The organism is Streptomyces eurocidicus (genome assembly GCF_002891295.1).
GTDB classification, from domain to species: domain Bacteria; phylum Actinomycetota; class Actinomycetes; order Streptomycetales; family Streptomycetaceae; genus Streptomyces; species Streptomyces eurocidicus.
The window spans coordinates 428,412-452,362 of sequence record NZ_LGUI01000001.1 but is presented as its reverse complement, the minus strand read 5'-3'; the positions used below and the strand labels follow the sequence as shown (position 1 = coordinate 452,362).

The window sequence follows — 23,951 nt, the reverse complement described above, 5'->3', positions numbered from 1 at the left end:
GGCGTCAGTCGTCGTTCTGGTCCTCGTCCACGCCGCCGATGGCGTCCTGTCCGTCGGACTCCGTGTTGCAGATGGTGTTGTTCATGTGCGCCGGGGTGTTGATGCATACCTCGCCGTCGATGACGGAGAGTTGCGAGGCGGGGTCGACGGTGAAGGTCTGCGACGGGATGCCCACGGGTGCCACGTTGGCCAGTGCGTCGAGGCCGAACGGCCGGGTCGCGAGCGGGCCGGCCGGGTCGGAGTTGATCACGCGGTTCCGAGTCGGGAGTCGGTCAGTGAGTACAGACACAAGTTCTCCTTGATCTGGTTTCCGGTGCGGGGTCCTTCCCTGCACCGCCGTGCGGTGGTGCACCCGTCCGCCGAAACTCCCCAGGATCGACCGGACGGGCGTTCGTGCCTACCCCTCCGCCGGGAAGGGGTGTGGGGAGGTACGTCCGGCGGAAGGGTAGGAGTCCTGAGGGAGGGGCGGGCGTGCGGGCGGATCGTGATCGGCAGGGTGGTCTTCAGTCCTGGGCATGGGCCTGTCTCTCGTGACGGCCCAAGATCACGTCAAGCGTGCCCACGCTGTCGATGTCGCCCCGGCTCGCAGCGGCGGTCAGGTTGGCCCGGATCTTCGCACAGACCTCACAGCCGGCGGTGACGGCTGCCTTGACCTTCGGGACACGGGGTCTAGGCACGGTGCGCCTCCTCCCAATGTGCGTGCAACTCTCGACGGGTCCGCTCCTCAAGAGGCCAGTTCACCGTTGGGGGCGTCCACGCCCGGTGTCGGTCGTCGTTCAGGCGCGAGCAGGTGCTGCACTCGTCCACGGTCTTGCCGACGACGACTCCGCCGGGGCCGGACGAGTGGGGCAACGAGATCACTTCCGCTTCAGTGGTCACGGAGCCCCCTTGGCGCCGAGGCGCACGGCCGAATCCGGCTGTCCCTTGCCCGCACGGTGAACCTCGCATCGGCAAGCCGGGTAGGCCATGGAACCCGTGGACAGGTCCGGGCCATCCGCCGACTCCCCCAAATCACCCCGCAGCATGATGGTCCCGCCCGTACCGTCGGCCGCAATCAGTCGTGACAAAAGCGCCCGGGTAGCGCTCGGCGCTCTGACTGGGGCACCGGTTCCTTGAGGTCTTCCCATGTCGGTTGCTCCTCGGTCCCGTTATTGCGTGAGACGAGCGAACCGCTGTTGCACGTGGGTACGCCAGCGTTCATGCGCACCCTGCATACGGGTATGCAGCAGGCGGGTACGCGAGCTCGCATATCCGTTCTCCCCTACCTACCGTGAGAGGGACAGGCACCAATGAATTGGTCCGACAGCGCCGTACGGACCGCGTCATCACAAGGCGACTACGGGCGGGTCATTCGTTTGGTACGTGAGTCTGCGCGGCTGACTCAGGGCCAACTCGGCGGCGCCTGTGGCTTGTCTCAGTCCGCGGTCTCCCGCTTGGAGAAGCGAGGCGCAGGCGAGTACAACATGACCGCCCTCGCTCGGGCTGCTCACCACCTCGGCATCCCGCTCCGGCTGGTCGGCCTTGCCGACAGTGACGCAGCACCGGGCAAGCTCAGAGATGGAAACGATGAAGTGGAACGGCGCAAATTACTGGCCGGGGTAGCTGCGGTTGCAGCTACCCCTGTCCTGAACACAGCGACGCCCCCGCGGGCAGAGTGGGAGGGGGGTCAAGCGGCGGTGCTCCGTGTCGCAACAACCGCCTATCGGAGGATGGACGCCACGGCGCCGGCGCGGCAACTGTCCGACACCGTCCAGGGGCACATGCGGCTCGTTCAGACCGTAGCCTCGCAGACGAACGATCAGTCGACCCGTACGCGCTTGGCGGCTGTTGGAAGCGAAGTCGCCAGTCTTGTTGGCTGGTTGAGTTGGGATATGGCCGACCAAGGGTCCGCGCGTACCTGGTACGGCGCGGCGATCAAGGCAGCGCGCCGGGCCGCAGACCCACTGTTGATCGCGTACCAACAGGGGAGCTTGGCGCAGTTTGAGGTCGAGTACGGCAACTGTGCACAGGGGCTAGCCTTGATTCGCTCGGCGAGGCGGCAACTCGGCTCGGAACGACCACCGATTGCGGCGGCGTGGCTCTCATCGCTCGAAGCGGTTGCGCATGCTACGGCTGGCGACGACCGCGCAGCCGATCGAGCCCTCACGGCAAGTGCTGCTGAAGCGGCCCGAATGGCGGCGGACGCGGCGCCACCATGGCCATGGGTCCTTTACCTTCGACGAGCGCAAGATCGCAGCTGCCCGGGTCACCTGTGGCGCCCGGTTAGCGCGGCCCCGGTGGGTTCATTCCTCCATCGCCGACGCAACGGCTGCTCTTTCGTCCAGCCACGAGAAGCAGCGAGCACTCCTTACGCTGGATGTCGCTACGGGGCACCTGGCCGCGGGTTATCTAGACGTCGCTTTTGGTCTCGCAACTCAGGCGCTCGACACCGGTCTGCGACTACGCTCCGGACGGGTGGCCGAGCGGGCCCGGAACTTCCGCCGGGGCTACTCGTCCGCATCGCCGCCGGCGCTTGTCCGCGACTTCGACGGGCGACTTAATGACGCCTACCTGTGATCGAGAGGGGACAGATGAGGATCGGTATCACTGGCCATCGCGGACTGCCTGACGAGGTTGAACAGCGTGTGCGACAGGAACTTGCTGAGGCGGTCAAGGCGTACCCGCCAGATGAACTCGTCGGTGTCAGCTGCATTGCGGATGGCCCAGACGCCTGGTTTGCTCGGTCGGTGCTTGATCGCGGGGGGCGAGTCGAGGTTGTCATTCCCGCGGCGGAGTACCGGAACAGCCTGCCTGGCTGGCACCACGTGACCTATGACGAGATCCTCGACCGTGCCTCGGACGTCCATCACACTGGCCTCGATGAGCCCACCTCACAGGCGCACATGGCAGGGAGCGAACTACTGGTCGGACTTGTCGATGAAGTGCTCGCAGTATGGGACGGCCAACCGGCCCGAGGTTACGGCGGCACCGCGGACGTAGTCGCCTACGCCCAGCGCATAGGAGTGCCCGTACGCGTGCTCTGGCCGGAAGGGGCGACCAGGGACTGACGGAATTGACAGAACGCCAAATGCGCGCCTGTCCGGCGCATGGCCGGACGGGCGCGCAGTACATCAGTGGGTGGTTGTGGCCTGCCACAGGGACAGCAGCAGGCCGGCGACGGCGGTCACGGTGGCGAGGGCGGGCAGGGGCCACCGGGCGCGTTCGAGGTCGTCGAGGCGGGCCTCGTGGTCGGCGAGATGGGCGTCGGTCTGGTCGCTGCGCTGGACGAGCAGCGCGAGGGACCCGTCGACCCGGGCGAACCCGACCTCGACGGCCCCGCGGAGCTTCTCCAGTTCGAGGGCGACCGCCGCGGGATCGTGCGGGGCCGGGTCGGTCACAGGCCACCACCCCCAGTGCGGTCGAGGCGGCGCAGCTCGTCGTCGCGATCGGGGCCGGTGCGTAGCCATCGGGGCATGAGGGCCTGGACGCCGGGCAGGGCCATGACGCGGGAGAGGCCGCCGGCGACGGCGAGCGCGGCAGCGACCCACGGCAGGGTGGAGGGGATGCCCGAGGCATCGATGATCGCGGGGAGCAGGACAGCGAGGGCGACGGCCGTCTGCACGATGGTGCGCACGGTCCGGCGGGACGCGTCAGCCATGGGGGCTCTTTCTGTCGGAGGCGTGGTCAGACCTTGGGGACGCGGAGCGCATCCCAGGTGACGCGGCCGGGCCAGCCGTCGGCGTCGCTGCCGGAGAACCCTTGCTTGCGCTGCCACCGGGCGTACGAGCGGAGGTCGGCGACGGTCCACTGCGGGCCGGGGCCCGCGGCGTACGCGCTGCACCCCTCGTCGACGAGGCGGCGGCCCATCGCGGTCACGATCGGCGAGTCGGGGTGCGACTTGAAGAAGCCTTGGCCGGGGAACGGCTCGAACTCGGGCTCGGGGGCCGGCGCGGGCTTGCCGGGTGCGTGGCCGAGGCGGCGGTCGATCCGCTCGCGCATCGTGTTCATGGAGAAACCGCGCGGGTCGATCTTCTGATCGGTCCACTCCTTGTGACCGATCACGGACGCGGCTGACCAGCCGTAGGCGCGGCAGATCGCGGCGGACGCGCGCTCGATCGCGTCGAGCTGTGCCTCGGGCCACGGGTCCGACCCGTCGCCGACGTTCACGCACTCGAACCCGTAGAAGTGGGCGTTGCCGTCGGTGTCGGTGTCGTCCGGGTCCGGGGTCGATCGCTCGTTGATGACGGCGGCGAGCACGGAGCTGTCGCCGCTCCCGGCGTGGTTGGCGCGGCCGGCCGAGATCAGGTAGACGTCGCCGTTCTTCGTGATCACGCCGTGGCACAGCGGGCCGGGAAGTGGACGACTATCCGGAGGGTGCCTACGAGGCCGCCAGGGACCGCATCAAGCAGCAGAGCGATACCGCTGAAGCGCTGCTCGCCAAGGTGGCAGCCGTCGAGGCCACCCCAGACGTCACCGACTACCAACCTCTGATCGTCGGGCTCCTCGACGAGTGGGAGACGCTGACGGCGGGCGAGCGTAACGGGATCTTGCGTCAGCTACTCCGCAGGGTTGCGGTGTACCGCGTCCAGCGAGAGGGCAAGGTCAGGGCCGCATCGCGTCTTGAGCTGCATCCGGTCTGGGAGCCGGACCCTTGGGCCGACGAGCTTGACCGTGTTTCTCAGGAGTAGTCGAGAAGGAGGGCACGGGCGGTCAGCGTGGTCGTGGTGGCGGGGGCGTTGGCCGGCATCGGCGGACTCCAGGGCGCGGGAGAAGGCAAGCGGCCTCGCCCGCCGGTCAGGGAATACGGACGAGGCCACTTTGTTTCTCAAAGATACAAAAAGTCCTCCCGATCGCCAACAGGCCCAGGTCGGCGGGGGTGCGGACCGGCCCGCGACGGGGCTGCTGCCGGGTCGGGGCGGCCGGGGTGCGCTGCCAATGGCCTATCCCGGCGGGCCGTCCGCGCGGATCCGGATCACGATGGAGGGCAGCGGGACGCCGGGCGGCCGAACGGCGGCCGGGTCGCGGCGCGTGCGGGCGTATGAGCGCGCGTACGCCCACGGCCCGCCCCGTACCGCCCCGTACGCGCCCCCGTCCACCGCAGGAACCCCGCCCCGGGGCCACCAGGAACCCCGCCCCCGCCCGGGAACCGCCCGGGACCCCGTCCAGGACCAGAGAGCCCGCCCCCGCAGTCCCGTCGCACCCCCAGGAGCCAGCCCATGGCGGACGACACCCCGGGCCCCGCCACGGCCGCCGCGGACCCCCCGGCCGTGCCCGGCGAGGGACAGCCCCGGCGCACCGTGCTCGTCGCGATCGGCGCGCTCCTGCTGGGCATGCTGCTGGCCGCTCTGGACCAGACGATCGTCTCCACGGCGCTGCCGACCATCGTCAGTGACCTCGGCGGGCTCGACCACCTCTCCTGGGTGGTCACCGCCTACATGCTCGCCTCCACCGCCGCGACCCCGCTCTGGGGCAAGCTCGGCGACCAGTACGGCCGCAAGAAGCTCTTCCAGGCCGCCATCGTGATCTTCCTGATCGGCTCGGCGCTGTGCGGCATCGCCCAGGGGATGGGCGAGCTCATCGCCTTCCGCGCCCTGCAGGGCCTGGGCGGCGGCGGGCTCATGGTGCTGTCGATGGCGATCGTCGGCGACATCGTGCCGCCCCGCGACCGGGGCCGCTACCAGGGGCTCTTCGGCGCGGTCTTCGGCGGTACGAGCGTGCTCGGCCCGCTCCTCGGCGGGCTCTTCGTGGACCACCTCAGCTGGCGCTGGGTCTTCTACATCAACCTGCCCATCGGCATCGTCGCGCTCCTCGTCATCGCCGCCGTCCTGCACATCCCCGCCCACCGCACGCCGCACCGCATCGACTACCTCGGCACCTTCCTCATCGCCGCCGTCGCCACCTGCCTGGTGCTGATGACCTCCCTCGGCGGCGTCAGCTACGCCTGGTCGTCCTGGCAGATCATCGGCCTCGGGGTGCTGGGCGTCGTGCTGCTGGTGCCGTTCGTGCTCGTGGAGCGGCGGGCCGCGGAGCCCGTCCTGCCGCTCAAGCTCTTCCGGATCCACACGTTCACGCTCTGCTCGGTGATCGGCTTCGTCATCGGCTTCGCGATGTTCGGGTCCATGACGTACCTGCCGACCTTCCTCCAGGTCGTCCACGGCGTCTCGCCGACGATGTCGGGCGTGCACATGCTGCCGATGGTCGCGGGCCTGCTGATCGCCTCGACCGGCTCCGGCCAGATCGTCAGCCGCACGGGCCGCTACAAGGTCTTCCCGATCGCGGGCACCGCGCTGACCGCGATCGGGCTGCTCCTGCTGCACCAGCTCGACCCGGCCAGCTCCACCGGCGAGATGAGCGCGTACTTCTTCGTCTTCGGCCTCGGGCTCGGCCTGGTCATGCAGGTGCTCGTGCTCGTCGTGCAGAACGCCGTCGGCTACGAGGACCTGGGCGTCGCCACCTCCGGGGCCACGTTCTTCCGGTCCATCGGGGCGTCCTTCGGCGTCTCCATCTTCGGCACGATCTTCACCAACAAGCTCGGGCCGCGCATCAACGACGCCCTCGCCGGCGCCACGCTCCCGGCCGGCGTCGACGCGGCGAAGCTCAAGGCCGACCCCCGGGCGATCACCCTGCTGCCGCCGGGCGAACGGGCCGGGGTGCTGGCCGCCTACTCCCAGTCGATCACCGACGTCTTCCTCTACGCGGTGCCGGCCGTGCTCGTCGCCTTCGCGCTCGCCTGGCTGCTGCGCGAGGACCCGCTGCGGGCCAGCGTCACCGCCCCCGACACCAGCGAGGTCCTGGCCAGCAACCCCGTCGAACGCTCCTCGCGGGAGGAGTGCGCCCGCGCCCTGTCGCTGCTCGGCAGCCGCGAGGGCCGCCGCCGGGTCTACGAGGACATCACCGCCCGCGCCGGGCTCGACCTGCACCCCGCCGCGAGCTGGATGCTGCTGCGCATGAACCGCTACGGGTCCGCGGAGCCCGCGCTGCTGGCCGAGCGCGCCGACATCCCGCTCCGGGTGATCTCCGAGGCGACGCGGCAGCTGGAGACGCGCGGGCTGGCCGTACGCGAAGGGCTGCCGCTGGTCCTCACCGACGAGGGGCGGCGGGAGGCGGGCCTGCTCTACGAGGCCCGCGCGGACTCGCTCGCGGAGCTGCTGGGCGACTGGTGGTCGGCGGACCGGCCCACCGACCTGGACGCGCTCGTCCGCGAGCTCAACCACGAGCTGTGCGGCTCGGTCCGGGAGCAGCCGCACAACGGCGGGGTCGTGCACCGCGACCACGACGCGCGGCGCCCGCGCGACGGCGGATAGCGGGCCGGGGCCGGCTACCGCGCCTGGCCGCCGCCGAGCTCCTTGGCCATCCACACCTCGGAGTACGGGGCCTCCTCGGCGGTGTTGTAGCGCGGCACGTGCGCGAACCCGTGCCGGCTGTACAGCGCGACCGCCTCCACCAGGTCCTTCCGGGTGTCCAGCAGGATCCGCGCCACGCCCCAGCCGCGCGCCACGTCCTCGGCGGCGGCGAGCAGCACGGGCGCGCCGCCGAGCCCGCGCTTGGCGGGCCGTACGTACATCCGCTTCAGCTCCGCCGTCCGCGCGTCCAGCCGCCGCAGGCCCACGCAGCCCGCCCGCTCGCCGCCGTGGCGCGCGACGAGCAGCACCCCGTCCGGCGGGGCGAGGCTGTCGTTGGGGTCCTCCGCGAGGTGCTCGTCGATCTCCTCGGTCGTGGAGGTCCGGCCGTGGTGGATGACGTACCAGCGGTCGGCGACGTCGACGAGGTACTCGCGCAGCATCGCGGCGGACTCGGGGGAGCCGACCGGCTGCGGCGCGACGGTCCAGGACGACCGGGGCACGGGGCCCCCGGCGGCGGCGTGAGCGTCGTTCATGGCGCGCATCGTCGCACGCGGGGCCCGCCTGGACGACCGAATTCCGGGGAGTGCGGGGGCCGCGCGGACCGGATCGCCCGGGCGCGTGTCCGGCCACGGGACACCGGCAAGCGGGCGCCCCCGGCCCGGCCGGTACGCGCCGCCGAGGCGCCCCACCTCGGCGTAGCGGCCTACGAAGGCGCCTCTCCGCAAGGCGGCAACGGCATGGTGGCCGGTGGAACGCTTGTCCACCAGGTGGTTCCGCGTCACGAGAGGGTCTACATCCTTCAGGTGACCGCCTGGTAGACGGCCCGCACCCGCCGCCACCGCCTCATCGGCATCGTCCGGTTCCGTATGGGAAGTTGTCAGATGACCCAGAGGTGATCTGCGTCTGTTCCACCGGACTCAGTACGTCTCAAACGGCCCTGCGAGGGTGACCGAGCCGGGCGAGTGGAGGAGCTGCGGGGCGTGGCGAACGCACGGAGGAGCGGGCCGGGGGGTCTGCCGAGGGCGGGCTCGCGGACCGGTCTGGCGCTGGGCGCCCTGTGGCTGGTCGCCGGACTGCTGGCCGTGCGTCAGACCGCCGCCGTGCTGCGGCTGCCCCCCGAACGCCGCCTCACCGACCTCGCCCGCTGGATCGGCGACAAGGGCGTCCTGGACGTCGGCGGTTCGCTGTACGACACGGACGAGTTCACCGGCACCCCCTTCGCGGGGCTCGTCCTCAAACCGCTGACCCGGGCCGCCGAGCAGGGCCTCGGTGTCGTCTGGACCCTCGGCACCCTGCTGCTCGTCGTCGCCGTCGCGCTCGTCGCCGCCCGCTCGCTGCCCGGCGAGGTCTCCCGCCGCGCCCGGCTGCTCGCCGCCCCGGTCGCGATCATCCTGGCCGTGGTCTCGCTGCCCGTGCGGAGCGCCTTCACGCTCGGCCAGACCAGCATCCTCCCGGTGCTGCTCGTGCTCCTCGGCTGCTGCCTGCCGCGCCTCACCCGCGGCGACGGCCGCCTCGGCGGCGCCCTCACCGGCCTCGCGGCCGCCCTCCAGCCCGCCGTGCTGCTCTTCGCGGTGCCCCTCTGGCTCACCGGCCGCCGCCGCGCCGCGGCCGCCGCCGGTCTGACCTTCGCCGGTCTGTCCGCCCTGGCCTGGGCGGCCATGCCGGACGACTCCTGGACCTACTGGATCCACCACGTCGCCGGCGCCGGCCTCGGCTCCGCGGCCGACGGGCTCGCCAACCAGTCCCTGCACGGCCTGCTCCTCCGCGCCGGCCTGCGCGGGCCCGCCGAACTCGCCCTCTACGGCCTCCTCGCCGCCGCCGTCGCCGTCCTCGGCCTGCGCCGGGCCGCGCGCTACGCCCGGGACGGCCAGGTGCTGCTCGCGACGGCCCTCACCGGCTGCGTCGCGGTCGCCGTCTCCCCGACGGCCTGGCCGCACCAGCAGCTGTGGATCCTGCTCGCGGTCGTCGGCCGGGCCGGCAGGCGGCGCGCCGACCGGCTGGTGTGGCCGCTCCTCGTCGTCCTCGTGATGACGCTGACCAGCACCGTCCTGATGCCGGACAACCCCGTCCTGCGGCCCGTCGGCGACAACGCCCCGCTGCTCGCCGCCCTCGTCGCGGCCTGCGCGGTGCCCTTCCACCCGCGCGCGTCGGCGCTGTGGGACCGCCCGCCACCGGCCCCGGTGGCCGAGCCGCGGCCCGGCCGCCTCTCCTGGATCCCCCTCTGCCGCTTCTGGAAGCGCCCGCTCAGCCGCCCCAGCGTCCTGCTGGAGCTGATGCTGATACGGATCGGCTACTGGGTCTACTCCTTCATCCGCGCGAGCGCCCCCGACGAGCGCTCCGTCGCGGAGTCCCACGGCCGGCAGATCCTCGGCGCCGAACGGTTCCTGCACCTCGACGTCGAACACGCCTTCAATCACTTCGTGGCGGGCTCCGGCCGGCTCACCGGCGCCATGAACTACTACTACGGCACCTTCCACTTCCTGGTGCCGGTGCTCCTGCTGGGCTGGCTCTACGTCCGCCGGCCGGGCACCTACCGCTGGGCCCGCACGGCCCTGTCGCTGGCGACGCTGATGGCGCTCGCCGGCTTCTGGGCCTATCCGCTGGCACCGCCGAGGCTGATGCCGGGCCTCGGCTACGTCGACACGGCCAACGGCCCGCAGGACCTGGACCACCCCGACTTCGGGGCGCTGACCGAGCTGTCCAACCAGTACGCGGCGATGCCCTCGCTGCACATCGGCTGGTCGCTGTGGTGCGGCCTCGTGATCGCCGCCGTCGCGCCCAAGGTGTGGATGAAGTGGCTGGGCATGCTCTACCCGCTGCTCACCTTCTCTGTGATCGTCGGCACCGCCAACCACTATGTGCTGGACGCGGCGGGCGGTGCCCTCGTCGTGCTGTCCGGCTTCGCCGTCCAGTACGCCCTGCGCGGGCCGGGGCGGCCGGCCGTCGGCCGGGTGCCCGGGGCCAGGAGCGCGGCCGACGACGCCGAGCCGGAGCCGTCGGCGCGCGCCCTGCGCGGGCCGCCAAGGGCTGAGCCCGCGCCGGGCCGGCGCGGCCGCGCGCCCGCTCCGGCCGCTCGGGGCCGGGCCGGGCGCGGCGGCCGCGCCGTCAGCCGGTCAGCCGGTCACCGTGATCGCCGAGGACGGGTCCGTGGCGTCCGTGACCTCGTAGGTGGCGTTGAACACCGAGCTCGTCGCGGTCGTCGGGCAGCCGAAGCCCCCGACGACCTTGATCGGCACCATGGCGTTGGTGATGGTGAGCGTCGAGGGGGCGCCGTTGGTGAACGTGCCGACGATGTCGGCCGCCGTCGCGGGCGCCGCCGTCACCGTGCAACTGGCCAGGCCGCTGGTCTGCACGACGAAGCCGCCGACCGGCATGCCGAGGGTCGCGGTGGTCGGCGCGCCGTACTGGAGGGCCACGCTCCAGGAACCGGAGGTGGTGATGGCGGCCTTCACCCCCGCCTGGCTGGAGGTGCAGGAGGAGTAGGTCGGCGGGGTGATGGCGCTGCTGACCGGTCCGGCGTCGTTGTGGTTGCCGGGCGCCCCGGGGACCAGGTTGTTCGCCCCGCCGTCGGCCGAGGGGTCGGAGCCGGAGACCGTACACGTCACGGTGACCGGCCCGGCCTTGAAGGTGGCCTTGCCGGTGAGCTTGGCCTTGAAGTAGTGGCCCGCCGGGGTGACGGTCGTGGGCCCGGCCGCGCGCGCTTCGGCGCCCGCCGTGCCGCCGCCGGTCAGCGTGAGCGCGGCGGTGAGGGCCAGCCCGGCGCCGGTGGCGAACAGGGCGCGGGTGCCGGTGTGCGTTCTGGGAGAGGTCATGGGGGACTCCTCGATGGGGATTCGGGGATTCGGGGATTCGGGCAGGGGTGCCGGAACGGTTCTTCCGGTGGGTCTTCCTGGGGTCGTTCGTGTGGTTGTCCGTGTGGTCGCCACGTGTGGTTCTCGTGCGGGGTGTCACGGCTCTCGCCGCGTGCGCTCGCGGCTCGTACGCCTCGTGCGGCTCACGAGTGCGTACGGCGGTCAGACGGGCCCGTACGGCCCTCCCGCGAGGCGCGCGGCCTCGCCCGGCCCGCCCGTACGGCTCACGCGGATTCCCACGGCTCCCGGGGAGGGGGCAGGATCCCGCCCTCGGGTGACGGGTACGGCGACGGCGGTACGCGCGGGGGCGGCGGCCAGGTCTTCCCGTCCGTGGGCCGGGCCGCCCCGGACGTCCGCTCGTGCGGTGGCTCGTGGAGGTGCTCCGCGGGCGGCTCGTCCGCCGGCGGCGGTACGGGCTCCCGCTCGGCCGCTGTCGGCGGTGCCGGTGCCGGAAGCGGCTGCCAGGCGAAGATCATGCCGCCGCCGACGATGCCGAGCAGGGTGCCGATCAGGAACCCGCCCAGGTTGGACATGACCAGCGCCGCCGCCGCGATCAGCACCGTGAGGATCCCGGCCAGGGCGCGGTAGTGCGGGGTGAACCACGCGGTCAGCCCCATGATGATCATGATCAGCCCCATGAGGATCGACGGGATGCCCGCGATCCCCTGATGGATCATGATCTTCAGCGGGGCCAGCGGGATGGCGCAGATCTCCGCACCGGCGAGGACGCAGGCCAGGCCGCCCCAGAAGGGGCGCCCCTTGCGCCAGCGGCGCCACGCCGGCCAGGGGTGACGCCGTGCGCGGCCGGTGTCGATGCCGGCCGCCACGTCAGAAGCACTCCCGCTCGCCCTTGAGGACCTTCAGGTCCAGGCCGTTCAGCCGGAAGCTGCCCGCGTTGGTCGCCCACGCGGTCTGGTGGACGTTGGTCATCTGGATCCTGTCGGCCTGCTGGGCGAAGACGTCCGTCATGCCCTGCGCCCCCTCCGGCCCCTTGTCGAGGGTGGAGGCGTCGCGGCCGATCTCGATGTTGGTGAACTCGGCGTCGCCCGACATCTGGGTGGCGTCCAGGAAGAGGTCGGTGGCCTGCACCGGCTTGCTGCCGCCCGCGTGGAGGTTCAGGGACACCGCGCCCAGGATGGGGAGTCGCATCACCACGGACTGGCAGAGCTTCTTGAGCTCGGCCTGTTTGATGCTGGTCACGGCGACGGGTATCAGTTCGTCGTGGGCGTTGACGTCGACCCCGCCGTACTGGGCGAAGCCCTTGCCGTCCAGGCTGTCGGCCGAGATCTTGAACTGCTGTCCGGAGACGGCGAAGGAGGCGGCCAGCGCCCCTTGCGCCAGCGCCACGGCCAGGGCGGCGGTGGCCGCGAAGCCGGGCACCGCGAGCACGGCGAACTTCCGCCACCGCACGCGCCCGGTCACCGGTCTGCCTTGAGCGTCCTGCATCGCTGATGTCCCCTCGGAGAGCGTCGGAGGGCCTCGGGCCCAGGGAGGCGTTACCCGAGAGTAAGTCCGTTTCTCGGCGCCCGACAAGGTGCGGGGGTGCCCCGATTCCCTTGTGTTTCAAGGAAATTGACGAAGCATCAGCAAGACCGGGTTACACATAGCTCACTCGTAGCTCTTTGATCCCGTTCAGCCACGCCGACCTCAACCGCCTTGGTTCTCCCGCCAGCCGGATGTCCGGAAGGGTGTCGGCGATCGCGTGGAAGATGAGGTCGATCTCCAGGGCGGCGAGCGACCGGCCGAGGCAGAAGTGCGGTCCGCCCCCGCCGAAGCCCAGGTGGGGGTTGGGGTCCCGGGTGATGTCGAAGGCGTCCGGGTGCTCGAAGACCTCCGGGTCGTGGTTGGCGGAGGCGTAGAAGACGCCCACGCGCTGGCCCTCGGTGATCCGGGCGTCGCCGAGCTCGGTGTCGCGGGTCGCCGTCCGCTGGAAGGAGACGACCGGGGTCGCCCAGCGGACGATCTCCTCGGCGGTGGTGGCCGGGCGCTCGCGCTTGTAGAGCTCCCACTGCTCGGGGTGGGTGAGGAAGGCGTGCATGCCGTGGCTGATGGCGTTGCGGGTGGTCTCATTGCCCGCGACGGCCAGCAGGAGGACGAAGAACCCGAACTCGTCCGAGGCGAGATTGCCCTCGTCCTCGGCGGCCACGAGCCGGCTGACGATGTCCCGGGCCGGACACTCCTTGCGCGCGGCCGCCAGCCCCATCGCGTAGGAGATGAGCTCCATGGCGGCGGCCTGGCCGACCTCCTGGGTGACGGCGAGCTCGGGGTCGTCGTACGCGACCATCTTGTTGGACCAGTCGAAGATCCGGGCCCGGTCCTCCTGGGGGACGCCGATGAGCTCGGCGATGGCCTGCAGGGGCAGTTCGCAGGCGATGTCGGTGACGAAGTCGCCGCTGCCGCGCCCCCGGGCCCGGGTCACTATCGCCTCCGCGCGGCGGCGCAGGGCCGTCTCCAGGGCCCGTATCGCGCGCGGGGTGAAGCCGCGCTGGACGATCCGGCGGACGCGGGTGTGCTCGGGCGGGTCCATGTTGAGCATGATCAGGCGCTGGGCGTCGATCTGTTCGCGGGCGATGGCGGGGTTGAAGCGGATGATCGAGGTGTTGCGGAAGGCGGAGAAGACCTCCGGCCGGGTGGACACCTCCTTGACGTCCGCGTGCCGGGTGACGGCCCAGTAGCCGTCGTCGTCGAAGCCCGCGGCGCCGTGCGGCTGGGCATTCCACCACACGGGGGCCGTGCGCCGCAGCACGGCGAACTCGGGGAGGGGCACCCGGTCCCGGTAGACGTCGGGGTCGGTGAGGTCGAAGCCTTCGGGCAGCGCGGGGCAGGTCATCGGGGGGCTCCCGGGGTGGGGGCGGCCGGCGGCCGCCCGGCGGGTGAGGGGTGCGCCTATTGACTGACGGGTCATCAGAAATGTCCCGAAGGTAGTGACGCGGCCCGGAGGCGGCAAGGGTGGTGACGCCATCTGTTGCGGACGCGGCGGGTGCGCGACCCTTGCGTACCGGGGGTAGCAGTCATAAGACTGCGGACGGGACTAGAACGCGTACTAGTTCGACGGGGGATCGGGAGTTGACACAGCGCCGGGGGCGCCGGGACGCCCCGCGGATGCCACGAGAGGACCCACATGGCCGCCGAACCCGTCATCGTCGAAGCCGTACGCACCCCGATCGGCAAGCGCGGAGGAGTGCTCGCCAACCTCCACCCCGCCTATCTGCTCGGCGAGACCTACCGCGAGATCCTCGCCCGTACCGGCATCCAGCCCGACTGCGTCGAGCAGATCGTCGGCGGCACCGTCACCCACGCCGGTGAGCAGTCGATGAACCCCGCGCGCACGGCCTGGCTCGCGATGGGCCTGCCCTACGAGACCGCCGCCACCACCGTGGACTGCCAGTGCGGCTCCTCGCAGCAGGCCAACCACCTGGTGGCCAACATGGTCGCGAGCGGCGTCATCGACATCGGCATCGGCTGCGGCGTCGAGGCGATGTCCCGCGTCCCGCTGGGCAGCGGCTCCAGAAACGGGCCGGGCCGCCCCTTCCCGGACGAGTGGAACGTCGACCTCCCCAACCAGTTCGAGGCGGCCGAGCGCATCGCCCGCAGGCGCGGCCTGACCCGCGAGGACGTCGACGGGCTCGGCCTGCGCTCCCAGCGGCTGGCCGCCCGGGCCTGGGCCGAGGAGCGCTTCAAGCGGGAGACCTTCGCCGTCCAGGTGCCCACCACCGAGGAGGAACAGCAGGCCGGGCAGGGGATGTGGCGGCTGGTCGACCGCGACCAGGGGCTGCGGGACACCGACCGGGAGGCCCTCGCCGGGCTCAAACCCGTGATGCCGACCGCCGTCCACACCGCGGGCAACTCCTCGCAGATCTCGGACGGCGCGTGCGCCGTGATGTGGGCCTCCAAACGGATGGCCCGCGCGCTCAAGCTGCGCCCCCGGGCCCGGATCGTCGCCCAGGCGCTGGTCGGCGCCGACCCGCACTTCCACCTCGACGGACCCATCGACGCCACCCGGGCGGTGCTCGGCCGGGCGGGGATGTCGCTGAAGGACATCGACGTCGTGGAGATCAACGAGGCGTTCGCCTCGGTCGTGCTGTCCTGGGCCCGGGTCTTCGAGCAGGACCTGGAGAAGGTCAACGTCAACGGCGGCGCGATAGCCCTGGGCCACCCGGTCGGTGCGACGGGGGCCCGGCTGATCACGACGGCGCTGTACGAACTGGAGCGGGCGGACAAGGAATTCGCGCTGATCACGATGTGCGCGGGCGGGGGGCTGGCCACGGGCACGATCCTCCAGCGGCTGTAGGGCGCCGGGGCCCGCTCGGCGGCCACCGGGAGCGTCCGGGTGTGACGGAGGCCCTGTGCTCCGTCACACCGGAACGGGTAATACTCCCCTCAGAGGTAGATCTCTTGCATGACGGGATCTCTTAACGGGATCTCTCACAGGACGGGGGAGTGGTGGGGAACATCAGACGCGCGACGGCGGCGGACGCGGCGCGGCTCACGGAGCTGGTGCGGGGCTCCGGCGCGTACGCGGGCCCGTACGCGCCGATGGTGGCGGACTACGTGGTCACGCCCGGGTACGTCGCCGAGCACGAGGTCTTCCTCGCCCCGGACGCGGACGACCGGCCGCTCGGCTTCTACGCGCTGCTGCTCGGCGCGGCCGAACTGGACCTGATGTTCGTCGCCGACGCGGCCCAGGGGCTCGGCGTCGGCCGCCGGCTCGCCGCGCACATGAAGGAGCGGGCCCGCGCCGCCGGGCTGACCCGGGTCACGGTGACGTCCCACCCGCCGTCCGAGGGCTTCTACCGCAGCGTCGGCGGCGTCCGCGTCGGCTGGGCGCCCACGATCCCGCCCGAGATCACCTGGGAGCGCCCGAGGCTGGTCTTCGACCTCGGCGACCACGAGGGGACCGGGGCCGTGCTCACCCGTCCCTGAACGCCACCGGCGCGTCGAACGCCGCCCGCCGCGTCGCCCGGCGCAGCGCCTTGAGCACGGCCGGGCCCAGCGTGAGGGTGGCGACGACGGTGACCGCGGCGCGGGGCAGGTCCCAGCCCAGGGAAGTGGCGAGGCAGTACGCCACGAAGCGGGCGAGGTTCTCCGGGAGCGGGTCGCCGGGGACGAACGAGACCCCGGTGGCCAGGGCGCCGATGTAGGGCCAGCCCTGGAGGTTCATGACGGTGCCGTAGAGCAGCGACGCCACCGCCCCGTAGACGGCGAGCAGCGCCGTCTCGCGGGCGCCGCGCAGCCGGTCCGGCCCCGGCAGCAGGCCGGCGCCCATCGCCACCCAGCCCATGGCCAGCATCTGGAACGGCATCCAGGGCCCGACCCCGCCGGTCAGCAGCGCGGACGCGAACATCGAGACGGCGCCCAGGACGAAGCCGAAGCCGGGGCCCAGGACCCGGCCGGACAGCACCATCAGGAAGAACATCGGCTCGATGCCGGCCGTGCCCGCGCCCAGCGGCCGCAGCGCCGCGCCTGCCGCCGCGAGCACGCCGAGCATGGCGATGGCCTTGGCGTCGAGCCCGGCGTCGGAGATCGTCGCCACCACGACCGCGAGCAGCATCGGCAGCAGCGCCGCGAACAGCCACGGCGCGTCCTTGGAGTGGGCGAGCCCGGAGGCGGAACCGGCGAGCAGCGGCCAGCCGAAGGCGGCGACGCCGATGGCGGAGACCAGCACCAGCGCGGCCACGGACCTCGGGCCGAGCCGGACGGCCCGTACCTGGCGGTCGGTGACGGGAGGGCGTACGGTCCGGCGGGCGTACGAGCCGCCGGGTGCCGGACCGGTGTCGCCTTCCTGCGGCGCCGTCGGGTGGGCGGCGGGCAGGCCGCCGGGCGAGGAGGCGGCTCCGCCGTCGCGCCCGTGCGCCCCCGCCTCGTCCCGCGGCCCTTCCTCCGACGCCTCCCGGGCGTCACGGCTCTCCGTCATGCCCCCGCCTCCAGCGACCGCCGCACCTGAGGGACCGTGAGCCACGGCAAGGGCGCCAGGACCTTCGCCACCTGCGGCGCGAACGCCGGGGACGCCACCACGACCTCCGCCGTCGGGCCGTCCGCGACGATCTCGCCGTCGGCGACGACCACGACCCGGTGCGCCAGTTCCGCCGCCAGCTCCACGTCGTGCGTGGCCAGCACGATCGCGTGGCCGTCGGCGGCCAGGCCGCGCAGGATCTCCACCAGGCGGGCCTTGGCCGCGTAGTCGAGGCCCCGGGTCGGCTCGTCCAGCAGGATCAGCGGCGGACGGGCCGTCAGCACGATCGCGAGGGCGAGCGCGAGCCGCTGGCCCTCGGACAGGTCGCGCGGGTGGGTCGCGTCGGCCACGTCCGGCAGCAGCTCCGAGACCAGGCCCCGGCACGTGCCCGGGACGGCGGCCGCGTCGCCGTCGGCCGCCGCGCACTCCGCCGCGACCGTGTCGGCGCACAGCAGGTCGCGCGGCTCCTGCGGCACGAGGCCGACGTGGCGCAGCAGTTCCGCGGGCGGCGTGTCCAGGGGGACGGCCCCGCCCACGCGCACGGTCCCGGCGGCGGGCTTGTGCATGCCGACCAGGGTGCGCAGCAGCGTGGACTTCCCGGCGCCGTTGCGGCCCATGAGCGCGACGGTCTCGCCCGCCCGTACCGACAGCCCGACGTCCCGCAGCGCGACCACCCGGCCGTGCCGGACGGCGAGGCCCGTCACCTCGGCGGGGCCACCGGGGGAGGGGCGCGGGGAACGGCGCGGGAAGCGGGCGCGGCGCGGGGCGGCGGGCGTCCGGCCGGGGCGGGCGCGCCGGCGGGATCCGGCCCGGCCGGTGGCGCCAGCTGTGCCAGCCGCTCCCGCAGCGGGGCGGCCCTGCGGCGGGCGTCCCGTACGGACAGGGGCGGCGGCGACCAGCCGGCGAGTCGCCCGAGCGCCACGACGGGCGGCTGGACGGGTGACACGGCCATGAGCGCGGCGGGGTCGCCGAGGACCGGTGCCGCGCCGGGCGCGGGCAGCAGGAGGACCTGGTCCGCGTACTGCACGACCCGCTCCAGCCGGTGCTCGGCCATCAGCACCGTCGTGCCCAGGTCGTGCACCAGCCGCTGGAGCACGGCCAGGACCTCCTCGGCGGCGCCCGGGTCGAGGGCGGACGTCGGCTCGTCCAGGACCAGCACCCGGGGGTGGGTGGTCAGCACGGAACCGATGGCCACGCGCTGCTGCTGCCCGCCCGACAGGGTGGCGATGGGACGGTCGCGCAGGGCGGCGAGGCCCAGCAGGTCGAGGGTCTCCTCGACGCGGCGGCGCATCACGCCGGGCGCGAGGCCGAGGGACTCCATGCCGTAGGCGAGCTCGTCCTCGACGGTGTCGGTGACGAAGTGGGCCAGCGGGTCCTGCCCCACGGTCCCCACGACGTCGGCCAGCTCGCGCGGCCGGTGGGTGCGGGTGTCGCGGCCCGCGACGGTGACCCGGCCGTGCAGGGTGCCGCCGGTGAAGTGCGGTACGAGGCCGCTGACCGTGCCCAGCAGGGTCGACTTGCCGGCCCCGGACGGGCCGACGAGCAGACACAGCTCCCCCTCGGGCACGGTGAGGTCCACCCCGCGCAACGCGGGCGCGCCCGCCCCGTCGTACGAGACGGACACCTGCTCGAACCGGATCACTGAGGGGCCTCCTTGCGACCGGGCGCGGGGCCCGGGGGAGTGGTGGGGTCGGCGGCGGTGCCGTCACCAGGGGGATGCGCGGGACGTGCGGGGGAGGGGTGGACGGGGGCGTCGGGCGGGTCGAATGCGTCGGGCTCCGTCCGGGCGGACGGACGGTGTTCTCCGGCCCGGCCTCCGGCCCTCGGGCGGGGGTGGACGGGGGCGCCGGCTTCGGCGGGCCGGGCCCCGGCCGGGGAACCGTGCCCCTCCCCAGGGGCGGTCGGCCCGTCGGCGAGGCGGAGCCGGCGCGCCGTGCCGGTGTCCGCTCCGGCCGCCCCCGCCGCGGGGCGTCCCGGCCGGGGCCGGGACGCGGGCGCGCCGTCACCCGCCGCCGGGCGGGACAGGACGTCCGTCCCGGCCGCCGGCCGGTCGGCGGCCCGGGCCGGTGCCGGGGCCGCCAGTGCCGGGAGCAGGCCCAGGAGGATCGACACCGCCGGCCACAGCGGCAGTTCCGGGGCGGTCAGCGGGACCGCCGGGGGGTGCAGGGCGGCGGGGGCGTAGGCGTTCGCCCAGATCATCAGGGCCGCCACCGCCGCGCCGGATCCCGACACCAGCCAGGCACGGGCGCCCCAGCGGTCCGGGCGGTAGCGGGAGCGGACCGAGCGGCGGCCGCCCAGCCACAGGCCGGCCAGGGCGGCCGCGAGGCCCGCGAGGAGCAGGGGCAGGCCGTAGCCCGCTCCCTCGTCGGCCAGCGAGCCGTAGGTCCCGGCGCAGACGCCGAGCAGCCCGCCCAGGGTGAGGACGTTCGTCGTATGCCGCACCGCGCGCGGGACCCGCGCCGTACGGCCGTACCCCCGGGCGTCCATCGCCGCCGCCAGCGCCACGGAACGCTCCAGAGCGCCCTCCAGCACCGGCAGCCCCACCTGGAGCAGGGCCTTGAGGCCGTGGTCCGGGCGGCCGCGCAGCCTGCGCGCGGCGCGCAGCCGCTGCACGTCCGCCACCAGGTTCGGCGCGAACGTCATCGCGACGACGATCGCCACCCCCGCCTCGTACAGCGCGCCCGGCAGGGACTTCAGCAGCCGTGCCGGGTTCGCGAGCGCGTTCGCCGCGCCGACGCAGATCAGCAGCGTGGCCAGCTTCAGCCCGTCGTAGAACGCGAACATCAGTCCCTCGGCGGTCACCCGGCCGCCGATCCGCACCCCCTTCGCCCAGTCGGGGAGCGGGACCTCCGGCAGGGTGACGAGGGTGTGCGTGCCCGGGATCGGCGAGCCGAGCGCCACGGCGAAGACCAGCCGGATCCCGATGACGAACAGACCGATCTTGAGGAACGCGCCGTACGAGCGGGCCCACGGCGCGTCCGTGCGCCGCGCCGCCACCACGTACCCGGCGACGCCGATCAGCAGGCCGAGCAGCAGCGGGTTCGTGGTGCGGGACGCGGCGGTCGCGAGGCCCAGGGCCCAGACCCACCACGCCCCGGCGTGCAGCGCGCCCGCGCGGCCGGTGAGCGGGGCGGCGGCCGTGCGGCCACCGCGCCCGCCGTCCCGCCCCGGCGCCGTACGTTCGCTCATCCGCGGCGGCGGCGCGCCTGCCACACGGCGGCGGCACCGAGCACGACCACGGCGGCGACGCCACCGATCAGACCGGCCGAGGGACCGCCGTCGTCGTCCGCGCCCCCGGGCGCCGCGGTGTTGCCCGGGTCCTTGGGGGAGGAGGGCGTGGAGCTCCCCTTCTCCTTCCTCGGCTCCTGCGCGCCGACCTGCTCGCCGCAGCCCGAACCCGGGTAGCCCGCGATGCCGCACAGCAGCGCCGACGAGTCGTAGCGCAGCGGCTTCGCGACGGCCGCGAGGGCCTCGCCGGCGCTCGCGTCCTCGGTCACCCGCGCGCACGCCGTCCGCTGCCCGGGCGGCGTCTCGCCGCCGGGCGCGTCGGCGGGCGTGCCGAAGTCGACGACGACCGCGACCCGCTTGCGGCCGTCCTCCTCCGGCGTGCCGTCGCACACGGCGCCGAAGTCGGCCGCGGCGCGCGGCTTCGCGGCGTCCTTGGAGTCCGTGCTGACGGCGAACCGGAAGCCGATGACGGAGCCGTCGCCGGGCCGCGCCGTGGACGGGCCCTGCGTGGCGTACGCCCAGCCGTCGCCGGAGCTCTCCCAGAACGACCAGTACCGGTACCCCGCCGCCTGCGCGGGCGCGGCGCCGAGCGCCGCGAGCAGCCCGGCGAGGAGCAGCGCGCCCAGGGCGCGCGCGCCGCGTGCCCGCGTCACAGCTGCTGCTTCTTCTTGCGACCGCTGATCAGGAAGCCCGCGCCGACGCTGGCGACGAAGAAGACGCCGACGACCCACCAGGTGCCGAAGCCCTTGTCGTCGTCCTTCTTCTTCTCGTCCTTCTTCTCGTCCGCGGCGGTGTCCGCGGCCTCCGGCTTCGGGCCGGTCGCGGTCAGCTGCGCGACCAGGTCGGCGCCGCCGAAGGCGCGCGGGTCGGCGCCGGCCGCATGGGCGGCGAGCACCAGCTTGGCGAGCTTGCCCGGGTTCTTGTCGGCCCAGGCGGCCGTGCCGCTCTCCTTGGACGCGAGCCACTTCAGCGGCTTCTCGGCGGCCGTACGGTGGCCGCCCGCGGCCAGCGCGAGGACGGCGTCGGCGGTGCTGCCCTGGTCGGGCTTGGCCGGGGCGCCGGGCATGGACGGCAGGAGGTAGCCGCCGTTCTTGTCGAGCACCGCGGCCAGATAGCCGTCCACGGCCTCCGCCGCCGCGGCGGCGTCCTTCGGGGCGCCGTCCCCGTCCTCGCAGGACAGCGGCTTCACCGGCTCGTCGGCGTCCCTCTTCACCGGGCCGACCAGGAAGCCCTTGCCACGGGTGGCGAGCCCGGCGGCCGCGCTGGCGAGGTTGTCGGCGCGCAGCCCGTCCTTGTCCTTCAGGTACGAGAAGGCGCCGCGCTCCCCCTCCTTGGCGTCGCAGCCGAGCTGGAAGGCGCGCAGGGCGTCGACCGGGTTCTTGCCGTCCTTGACGGCGTCCTTCGCCGGGTCCTGCCCGGCGGCGGCGAACGCGCCGATCGCGATGGACGTGGAGTTGGCGTCCGTGGGGCTGCCCGCCTGGTAGCCCCAGCCGCCGTCGGCGTTCTGATGGGCCTTGAGCCGGTCGAGGCCCTTCTTCACCGCGTCGCCCTGCCCGCCGGCGGCCACCAGACCCTGCACGGCGGCGGCCGTCGCGTCGGTGAACTCGTCCTTCTGCGGGTCGCACGCCTTCGAGACGTCGGCGCGGTAGGCGGCGAAGCCACCGTCCGCGCACTGCTGACCGGCCAGCCAGTCGACCGCGGACTTCGCCGGCCGGACCCCCGCCGCGCCCTGCGCCACGAAGGCCAGGGACTGCCGGAAGACACCGTCGAACTTCGGGTCGGTCGTGCCGTACAGCCCGCCCGCCGGCGACGGGGAGGCGTCGGCGAAGGCGGCGGGCGCCATGGCCGCGCTCAGCACGACGGCGGCGGCCAGGGCCGCGGCGCCACGGCGCGCGGGGACGGCGAAGGAGGGGGCCATGGGTCGGTGCCTCTCGGTGGGTGTTGCGGTGGTCGGCCTGCGGGGGAACGCGAGGGAAGGGGCGCACAGCCTCGCACGGCAGCTCCGCCGCGAACTCCGCGCGGTGGCACCGGGCTCGGCTCCGCATACCTCGACGGTGCCGGTGGGCCGGGCGGCGCCGACGGGCGGCGCGACCGGCTCCGGAAGCCTTGCCGCCAGGGACCGGGTGGTCCGGCTCGCACGGCCGGCCGCGGGGGCGGGCCGTGGTCACGGTTGCGGGTCAGCGCCGGATTCGCACCGGTCTTTCCCCGTTCCGAGGCGGGATGAAGTTGTCACGGACACTTTAGCCGCCCCTTTACGAGGTGCTCATACCGCCACGTAAGCGACCGGGTGGGTGCCCGGCACGGCCTCGGCCAGCCCGCGCGCGACGAGGTGGCGCAGATGCGCCTCGGCCTCGGCGACGGCGATGTTCCGCGAGCCGTACGGGATCAGCTCCCAGGGCCGGTTCCACTCCATGGACTCGGTGAGCCGCCACAGCGTCCGGGGCGTGACCAGCAGCGCGCGGAGGGCGGCCAGCCGGGCGCGGTGGTGGGCGAGCAGCTCCCGTACCCGGCCGGGGACGTCGGTGAAGGCGTGCTGATGGGCGGGGAGCGCCTCGGCGGGGCGCAGGGCGGCGACGCGGGCGAGGGAGGAGAGGTAGTCGCCGAGCGGGTCGGCGGGGCGCGCGCCGGGGGCGCGGCCGGGCTCGTACACCTCGTAGAGGCCCACGTGCGGGGTGATCCCCGGCAGCAGGTGGTCGCCGGAGAAGAGCCGGCCGGTGCCGCCGCGCGGGTGGGTCTCCTCCAGGTGCAGACAGACGTGGCCGGGCGTGTGACCCGGCGTCCAGACGGCGCGCAGCCGGCGGCCCGGCAGGTCGAGCAGCTCGCCGTGGACGAGCTCCCGGTCCGGCAGCGCCGCCCGCGCCCCGGGCAGCTCCCGGGCGCGGCCCCGCGCCGCCTCCAGCCGCGCCAGGTGCCCGGCGGGCGCGCCGGCCGCCGCGAGCTTCTCGGCGAGCAGGTCGATCCAGCGGCCGGGCGGGGTCCCGCGCAGATGGCGGACCAGCTGCGTGTCGGCGGGGTGCATGGCGATCCAGGCGCCGGAGACCTCGCGGACCCGGCCGGACAGGCCGTGGTGGTCGGGGTGGTGGTGGGTGACGAGGACGCCGTGCAGCGCCTCCACGGACGTGCCGCAGGCGGCCAGCCCGGCGCGGAGGACGTCCCAGGAGGCGGGGTCGTCCCAGCCGGTGTCGACGAGGACCGGGCCGCGGCCGGTGTCCAGGAGATGGACGAGGGTGTGGCCGAGGGGATTGCCGGGGATCGGCACGGGCACGGACCAGACGCCGCCGCCGTGGTCGGTGACGTGGGGGGTGGGGCGGGGTGGGGGGCTGGATGGGTCGGGGGTGCGGGGTGGGGTGGGTGTGCTGGGTGGGTCGGGCGCGCGGGGCGGCTCGGGTGTGCCGAGTGGGTCGGGAGTGCGGGGCGGCTCGGGTGTGCCGGGCTCGTCCGGTATCCCCGGCGTATCCGGTGTTCCCGGCACGTCCGGTGTTCCCGGCGCCTCCGGCGTCCCGGGCGTGTGCGGCGTCCCGGGCGTGTGCGGCACGTGCGCCATGGGCCCTCCCCGTCACCGCCGCGCGGCGGCATTGCCCACTATAACGAGAACTG

17 protein-coding genes and 5 pseudogenes are annotated in these 23,951 nt (G+C 73.7%); 7 read left to right on the top strand and 15 right to left on the bottom strand.

Going from position 1 to position 23,951, the window contains the following annotated elements; genetic code table 11:
- Positions 1-4: 4 nt before the first annotated feature.
- Complete coding sequence (locus tag AF335_RS01945; RefSeq protein ID WP_146045401.1) at positions 5-289, bottom strand: hypothetical protein; 285 nt, start codon at positions 287-289, stop codon at positions 5-7.
- 214 nt (positions 290-503) lie between these two features.
- Positions 504-677, bottom strand: a complete 174-nt coding sequence (locus AF335_RS34335; protein WP_170127557.1) for a hypothetical protein — start codon at positions 675-677, stop codon at positions 504-506.
- Positions 678-1,289: 612 nt separating this feature from the next.
- On the opposite strand from AF335_RS34335, the gene AF335_RS01940 reads away from it, so the two are divergent.
- Positions 1,290-2,540 carry a helix-turn-helix domain-containing protein gene (locus AF335_RS01940; RefSeq protein ID WP_228773325.1) on the top strand — a complete coding sequence of 417 codons (1,251 nt, stop codon included), beginning with the start codon at positions 1,290-1,292 and terminating at the stop codon, positions 2,538-2,540.
- 30 nt (positions 2,541-2,570) lie between these two features.
- A complete protein-coding gene (locus AF335_RS01935) occupies positions 2,571-3,047 on the top strand; it encodes a hypothetical protein (protein WP_102916992.1) in 477 nt (158 codons plus the stop codon).
- 63 nt (positions 3,048-3,110) lie between these two features.
- Here AF335_RS01935 and AF335_RS01930 read toward each other — a convergent pair whose 3' ends face one another.
- From AF335_RS01930 to AF335_RS01920, 3 genes and pseudogenes are all read right to left on the bottom strand, one after another.
- A complete protein-coding gene (locus AF335_RS01930) occupies positions 3,111-3,377 on the bottom strand; it encodes a hypothetical protein (RefSeq protein ID WP_102916486.1) in 267 nt (88 codons plus the stop codon).
- Positions 3,374-3,637, bottom strand: coding sequence for a hypothetical protein (locus tag AF335_RS01925; protein ID WP_102916485.1), 264 nt, complete (start codon positions 3,635-3,637; stop codon positions 3,374-3,376). The genes AF335_RS01930 and AF335_RS01925 overlap by 4 nt, the downstream gene beginning before the upstream one ends.
- Before the next feature lie 26 nt (positions 3,638-3,663).
- Positions 3,664-4,335 (bottom strand): annotated as a pseudogene (locus AF335_RS01920) (peptidoglycan-binding protein); the annotation flags it as partial.
- Here AF335_RS01920 and AF335_RS01915 point away from each other — a divergent pair.
- Positions 4,335-4,667: a hypothetical protein gene (locus AF335_RS01915; RefSeq protein ID WP_102916483.1), complete on the top strand. Its 333-nt coding sequence runs from the start codon at positions 4,335-4,337 to the stop codon at positions 4,665-4,667. The pseudogene AF335_RS01920 and the gene AF335_RS01915 sit on opposite strands and share 1 nt — an antisense overlap.
- A gap of 528 nt (positions 4,668-5,195) precedes the next feature.
- Positions 5,196-7,283, top strand: coding sequence for an MDR family MFS transporter (locus tag AF335_RS01910; RefSeq protein ID WP_102916482.1), 2,088 nt, complete (start codon positions 5,196-5,198; stop codon positions 7,281-7,283).
- A 14-nt stretch (positions 7,284-7,297) separates the two neighbouring features.
- Here the strand turns inward: AF335_RS01910 and AF335_RS01905 are convergent, their stop codons facing one another.
- Positions 7,298-7,855: a GNAT family N-acetyltransferase gene (locus tag AF335_RS01905; protein ID WP_102916991.1), complete on the bottom strand. Its 558-nt coding sequence runs from the start codon at positions 7,853-7,855 to the stop codon at positions 7,298-7,300.
- Positions 7,856-8,302: 447 nt separating this feature from the next.
- On the opposite strand from AF335_RS01905, the pseudogene AF335_RS01900 reads away from it, so the two are divergent.
- Positions 8,303-10,420, top strand: a pseudogene (locus AF335_RS01900) (bifunctional glycosyltransferase 87/phosphatase PAP2 family protein); the annotation flags it as partial.
- Between the two features lie 977 nt (positions 10,421-11,397).
- Here the strand turns inward: AF335_RS01900 and AF335_RS35335 are convergent.
- The 3 genes from AF335_RS35335 to AF335_RS01880 all read right to left on the bottom strand — a co-directional run bounded on the left by AF335_RS35335 (position 11,398) and on the right by AF335_RS01880 (position 14,003).
- Positions 11,398-12,000: a DUF6114 domain-containing protein gene (locus tag AF335_RS35335; protein WP_244926881.1), complete on the bottom strand. Its 603-nt coding sequence runs from the start codon at positions 11,998-12,000 to the stop codon at positions 11,398-11,400.
- Between the two features lies 1 nt (position 12,001).
- Positions 12,002-12,619, bottom strand: a complete 618-nt coding sequence (locus tag AF335_RS01885; RefSeq protein WP_102916480.1) for a DUF6230 family protein — start codon at positions 12,617-12,619, stop codon at positions 12,002-12,004.
- A gap of 151 nt (positions 12,620-12,770) precedes the next feature.
- Positions 12,771-14,003: a cytochrome P450 gene (locus AF335_RS01880; RefSeq protein ID WP_102916479.1), complete on the bottom strand. Its 1,233-nt coding sequence runs from the start codon at positions 14,001-14,003 to the stop codon at positions 12,771-12,773.
- Positions 14,004-14,294: 291 nt separating this feature from the next.
- Between AF335_RS01880 and AF335_RS01875 the strand changes: the two genes are divergently transcribed.
- Complete coding sequence (locus AF335_RS01875; RefSeq protein ID WP_102916478.1) at positions 14,295-15,464, top strand: steroid 3-ketoacyl-CoA thiolase; 1,170 nt, start codon at positions 14,295-14,297, stop codon at positions 15,462-15,464.
- A 152-nt stretch (positions 15,465-15,616) separates the two neighbouring features.
- Complete coding sequence (locus AF335_RS01870) at positions 15,617-16,096, top strand: GNAT family N-acetyltransferase (protein WP_102916990.1); 480 nt, start codon at positions 15,617-15,619, stop codon at positions 16,094-16,096.
- Here AF335_RS01870 and AF335_RS01865 read toward each other — a convergent pair.
- The 6 genes and pseudogenes from AF335_RS01865 to AF335_RS01840 all read right to left on the bottom strand — a co-directional run.
- Positions 16,083-17,087: an ECF transporter S component gene (locus AF335_RS01865; protein WP_228773324.1), complete on the bottom strand. Its 1,005-nt coding sequence runs from the start codon at positions 17,085-17,087 to the stop codon at positions 16,083-16,085. The genes AF335_RS01870 and AF335_RS01865 overlap by 14 nt on opposite strands.
- Positions 17,084-18,768: pseudogene (locus AF335_RS01860) on the bottom strand (ABC transporter ATP-binding protein). Before AF335_RS01860 ends, AF335_RS01865 begins: the two are co-directional and overlap by 4 nt.
- Positions 18,769-19,184: 416 nt before the next feature.
- A pseudogene (locus AF335_RS01855) lies at positions 19,185-20,315 on the bottom strand (energy-coupling factor transporter transmembrane component T); the annotation flags it as partial.
- The gene (locus tag AF335_RS01850; protein ID WP_102916477.1) at positions 20,312-21,007 is read right to left on the bottom strand and encodes an SCO2322 family protein; all 696 of its coding nucleotides are present in this window, start codon (positions 21,005-21,007) and stop codon (positions 20,312-20,314) included. The pseudogene AF335_RS01855 and the gene AF335_RS01850, both read right to left, overlap by 4 nt.
- Complete coding sequence (locus AF335_RS01845; RefSeq protein WP_102916476.1) at positions 21,004-22,272, bottom strand: SCO2321 family membrane protein; 1,269 nt, start codon at positions 22,270-22,272, stop codon at positions 21,004-21,006. Before AF335_RS01845 ends, AF335_RS01850 begins: the two co-directional genes overlap by 4 nt.
- 345 nt (positions 22,273-22,617) lie before the next feature.
- Positions 22,618-23,649, bottom strand: a pseudogene (locus AF335_RS01840) (Strvi_7410 family MBL fold metallo-hydrolase); the annotation flags it as partial.
- Positions 23,650-23,951: the final 302 nt, after the last annotated feature.

What these genes read in the sequence shown, in the direction of transcription:
- AF335_RS01885 (WP_102916480.1), bottom strand. Translation starts at nt 12,619, where the DNA reads ATGCAGGACGCTCAAGGCAGACCGGTGACCGGGCGCGTGCGGTGGCGG.
- AF335_RS01875 (WP_102916478.1), top strand. Translation starts at nt 14,295, where the DNA reads ATGGCCGCCGAACCCGTCATCGTCGAAGCCGTACGCACCCCGATCGGC.
- AF335_RS01940 (WP_228773325.1), top strand. Translation starts at nt 1,290, where the DNA reads ATGAATTGGTCCGACAGCGCCGTACGGACCGCGTCATCACAAGGCGAC.
- AF335_RS01910 (WP_102916482.1), top strand. Translation starts at nt 5,196, where the DNA reads ATGGCGGACGACACCCCGGGCCCCGCCACGGCCGCCGCGGACCCCCCG.
- AF335_RS01905 (WP_102916991.1), bottom strand. Translation starts at nt 7,855, where the DNA reads ATGAACGACGCTCACGCCGCCGCCGGGGGCCCCGTGCCCCGGTCGTCC.
- AF335_RS01845 (WP_102916476.1), bottom strand. Translation starts at nt 22,272, where the DNA reads ATGGCCCCCTCCTTCGCCGTCCCCGCGCGCCGTGGCGCCGCGGCCCTG.
- AF335_RS01935 (WP_102916992.1), top strand. Translation starts at nt 2,571, where the DNA reads ATGAGGATCGGTATCACTGGCCATCGCGGACTGCCTGACGAGGTTGAA.
- AF335_RS01865 (WP_228773324.1), bottom strand. Translation starts at nt 17,087, where the DNA reads ATGACGGAGAGCCGTGACGCCCGGGAGGCGTCGGAGGAAGGGCCGCGG.
- AF335_RS01925 (WP_102916485.1), bottom strand. Translation starts at nt 3,637, where the DNA reads ATGGCTGACGCGTCCCGCCGGACCGTGCGCACCATCGTGCAGACGGCC.
- AF335_RS01880 (WP_102916479.1), bottom strand. Translation starts at nt 14,003, where the DNA reads ATGACCTGCCCCGCGCTGCCCGAAGGCTTCGACCTCACCGACCCCGAC.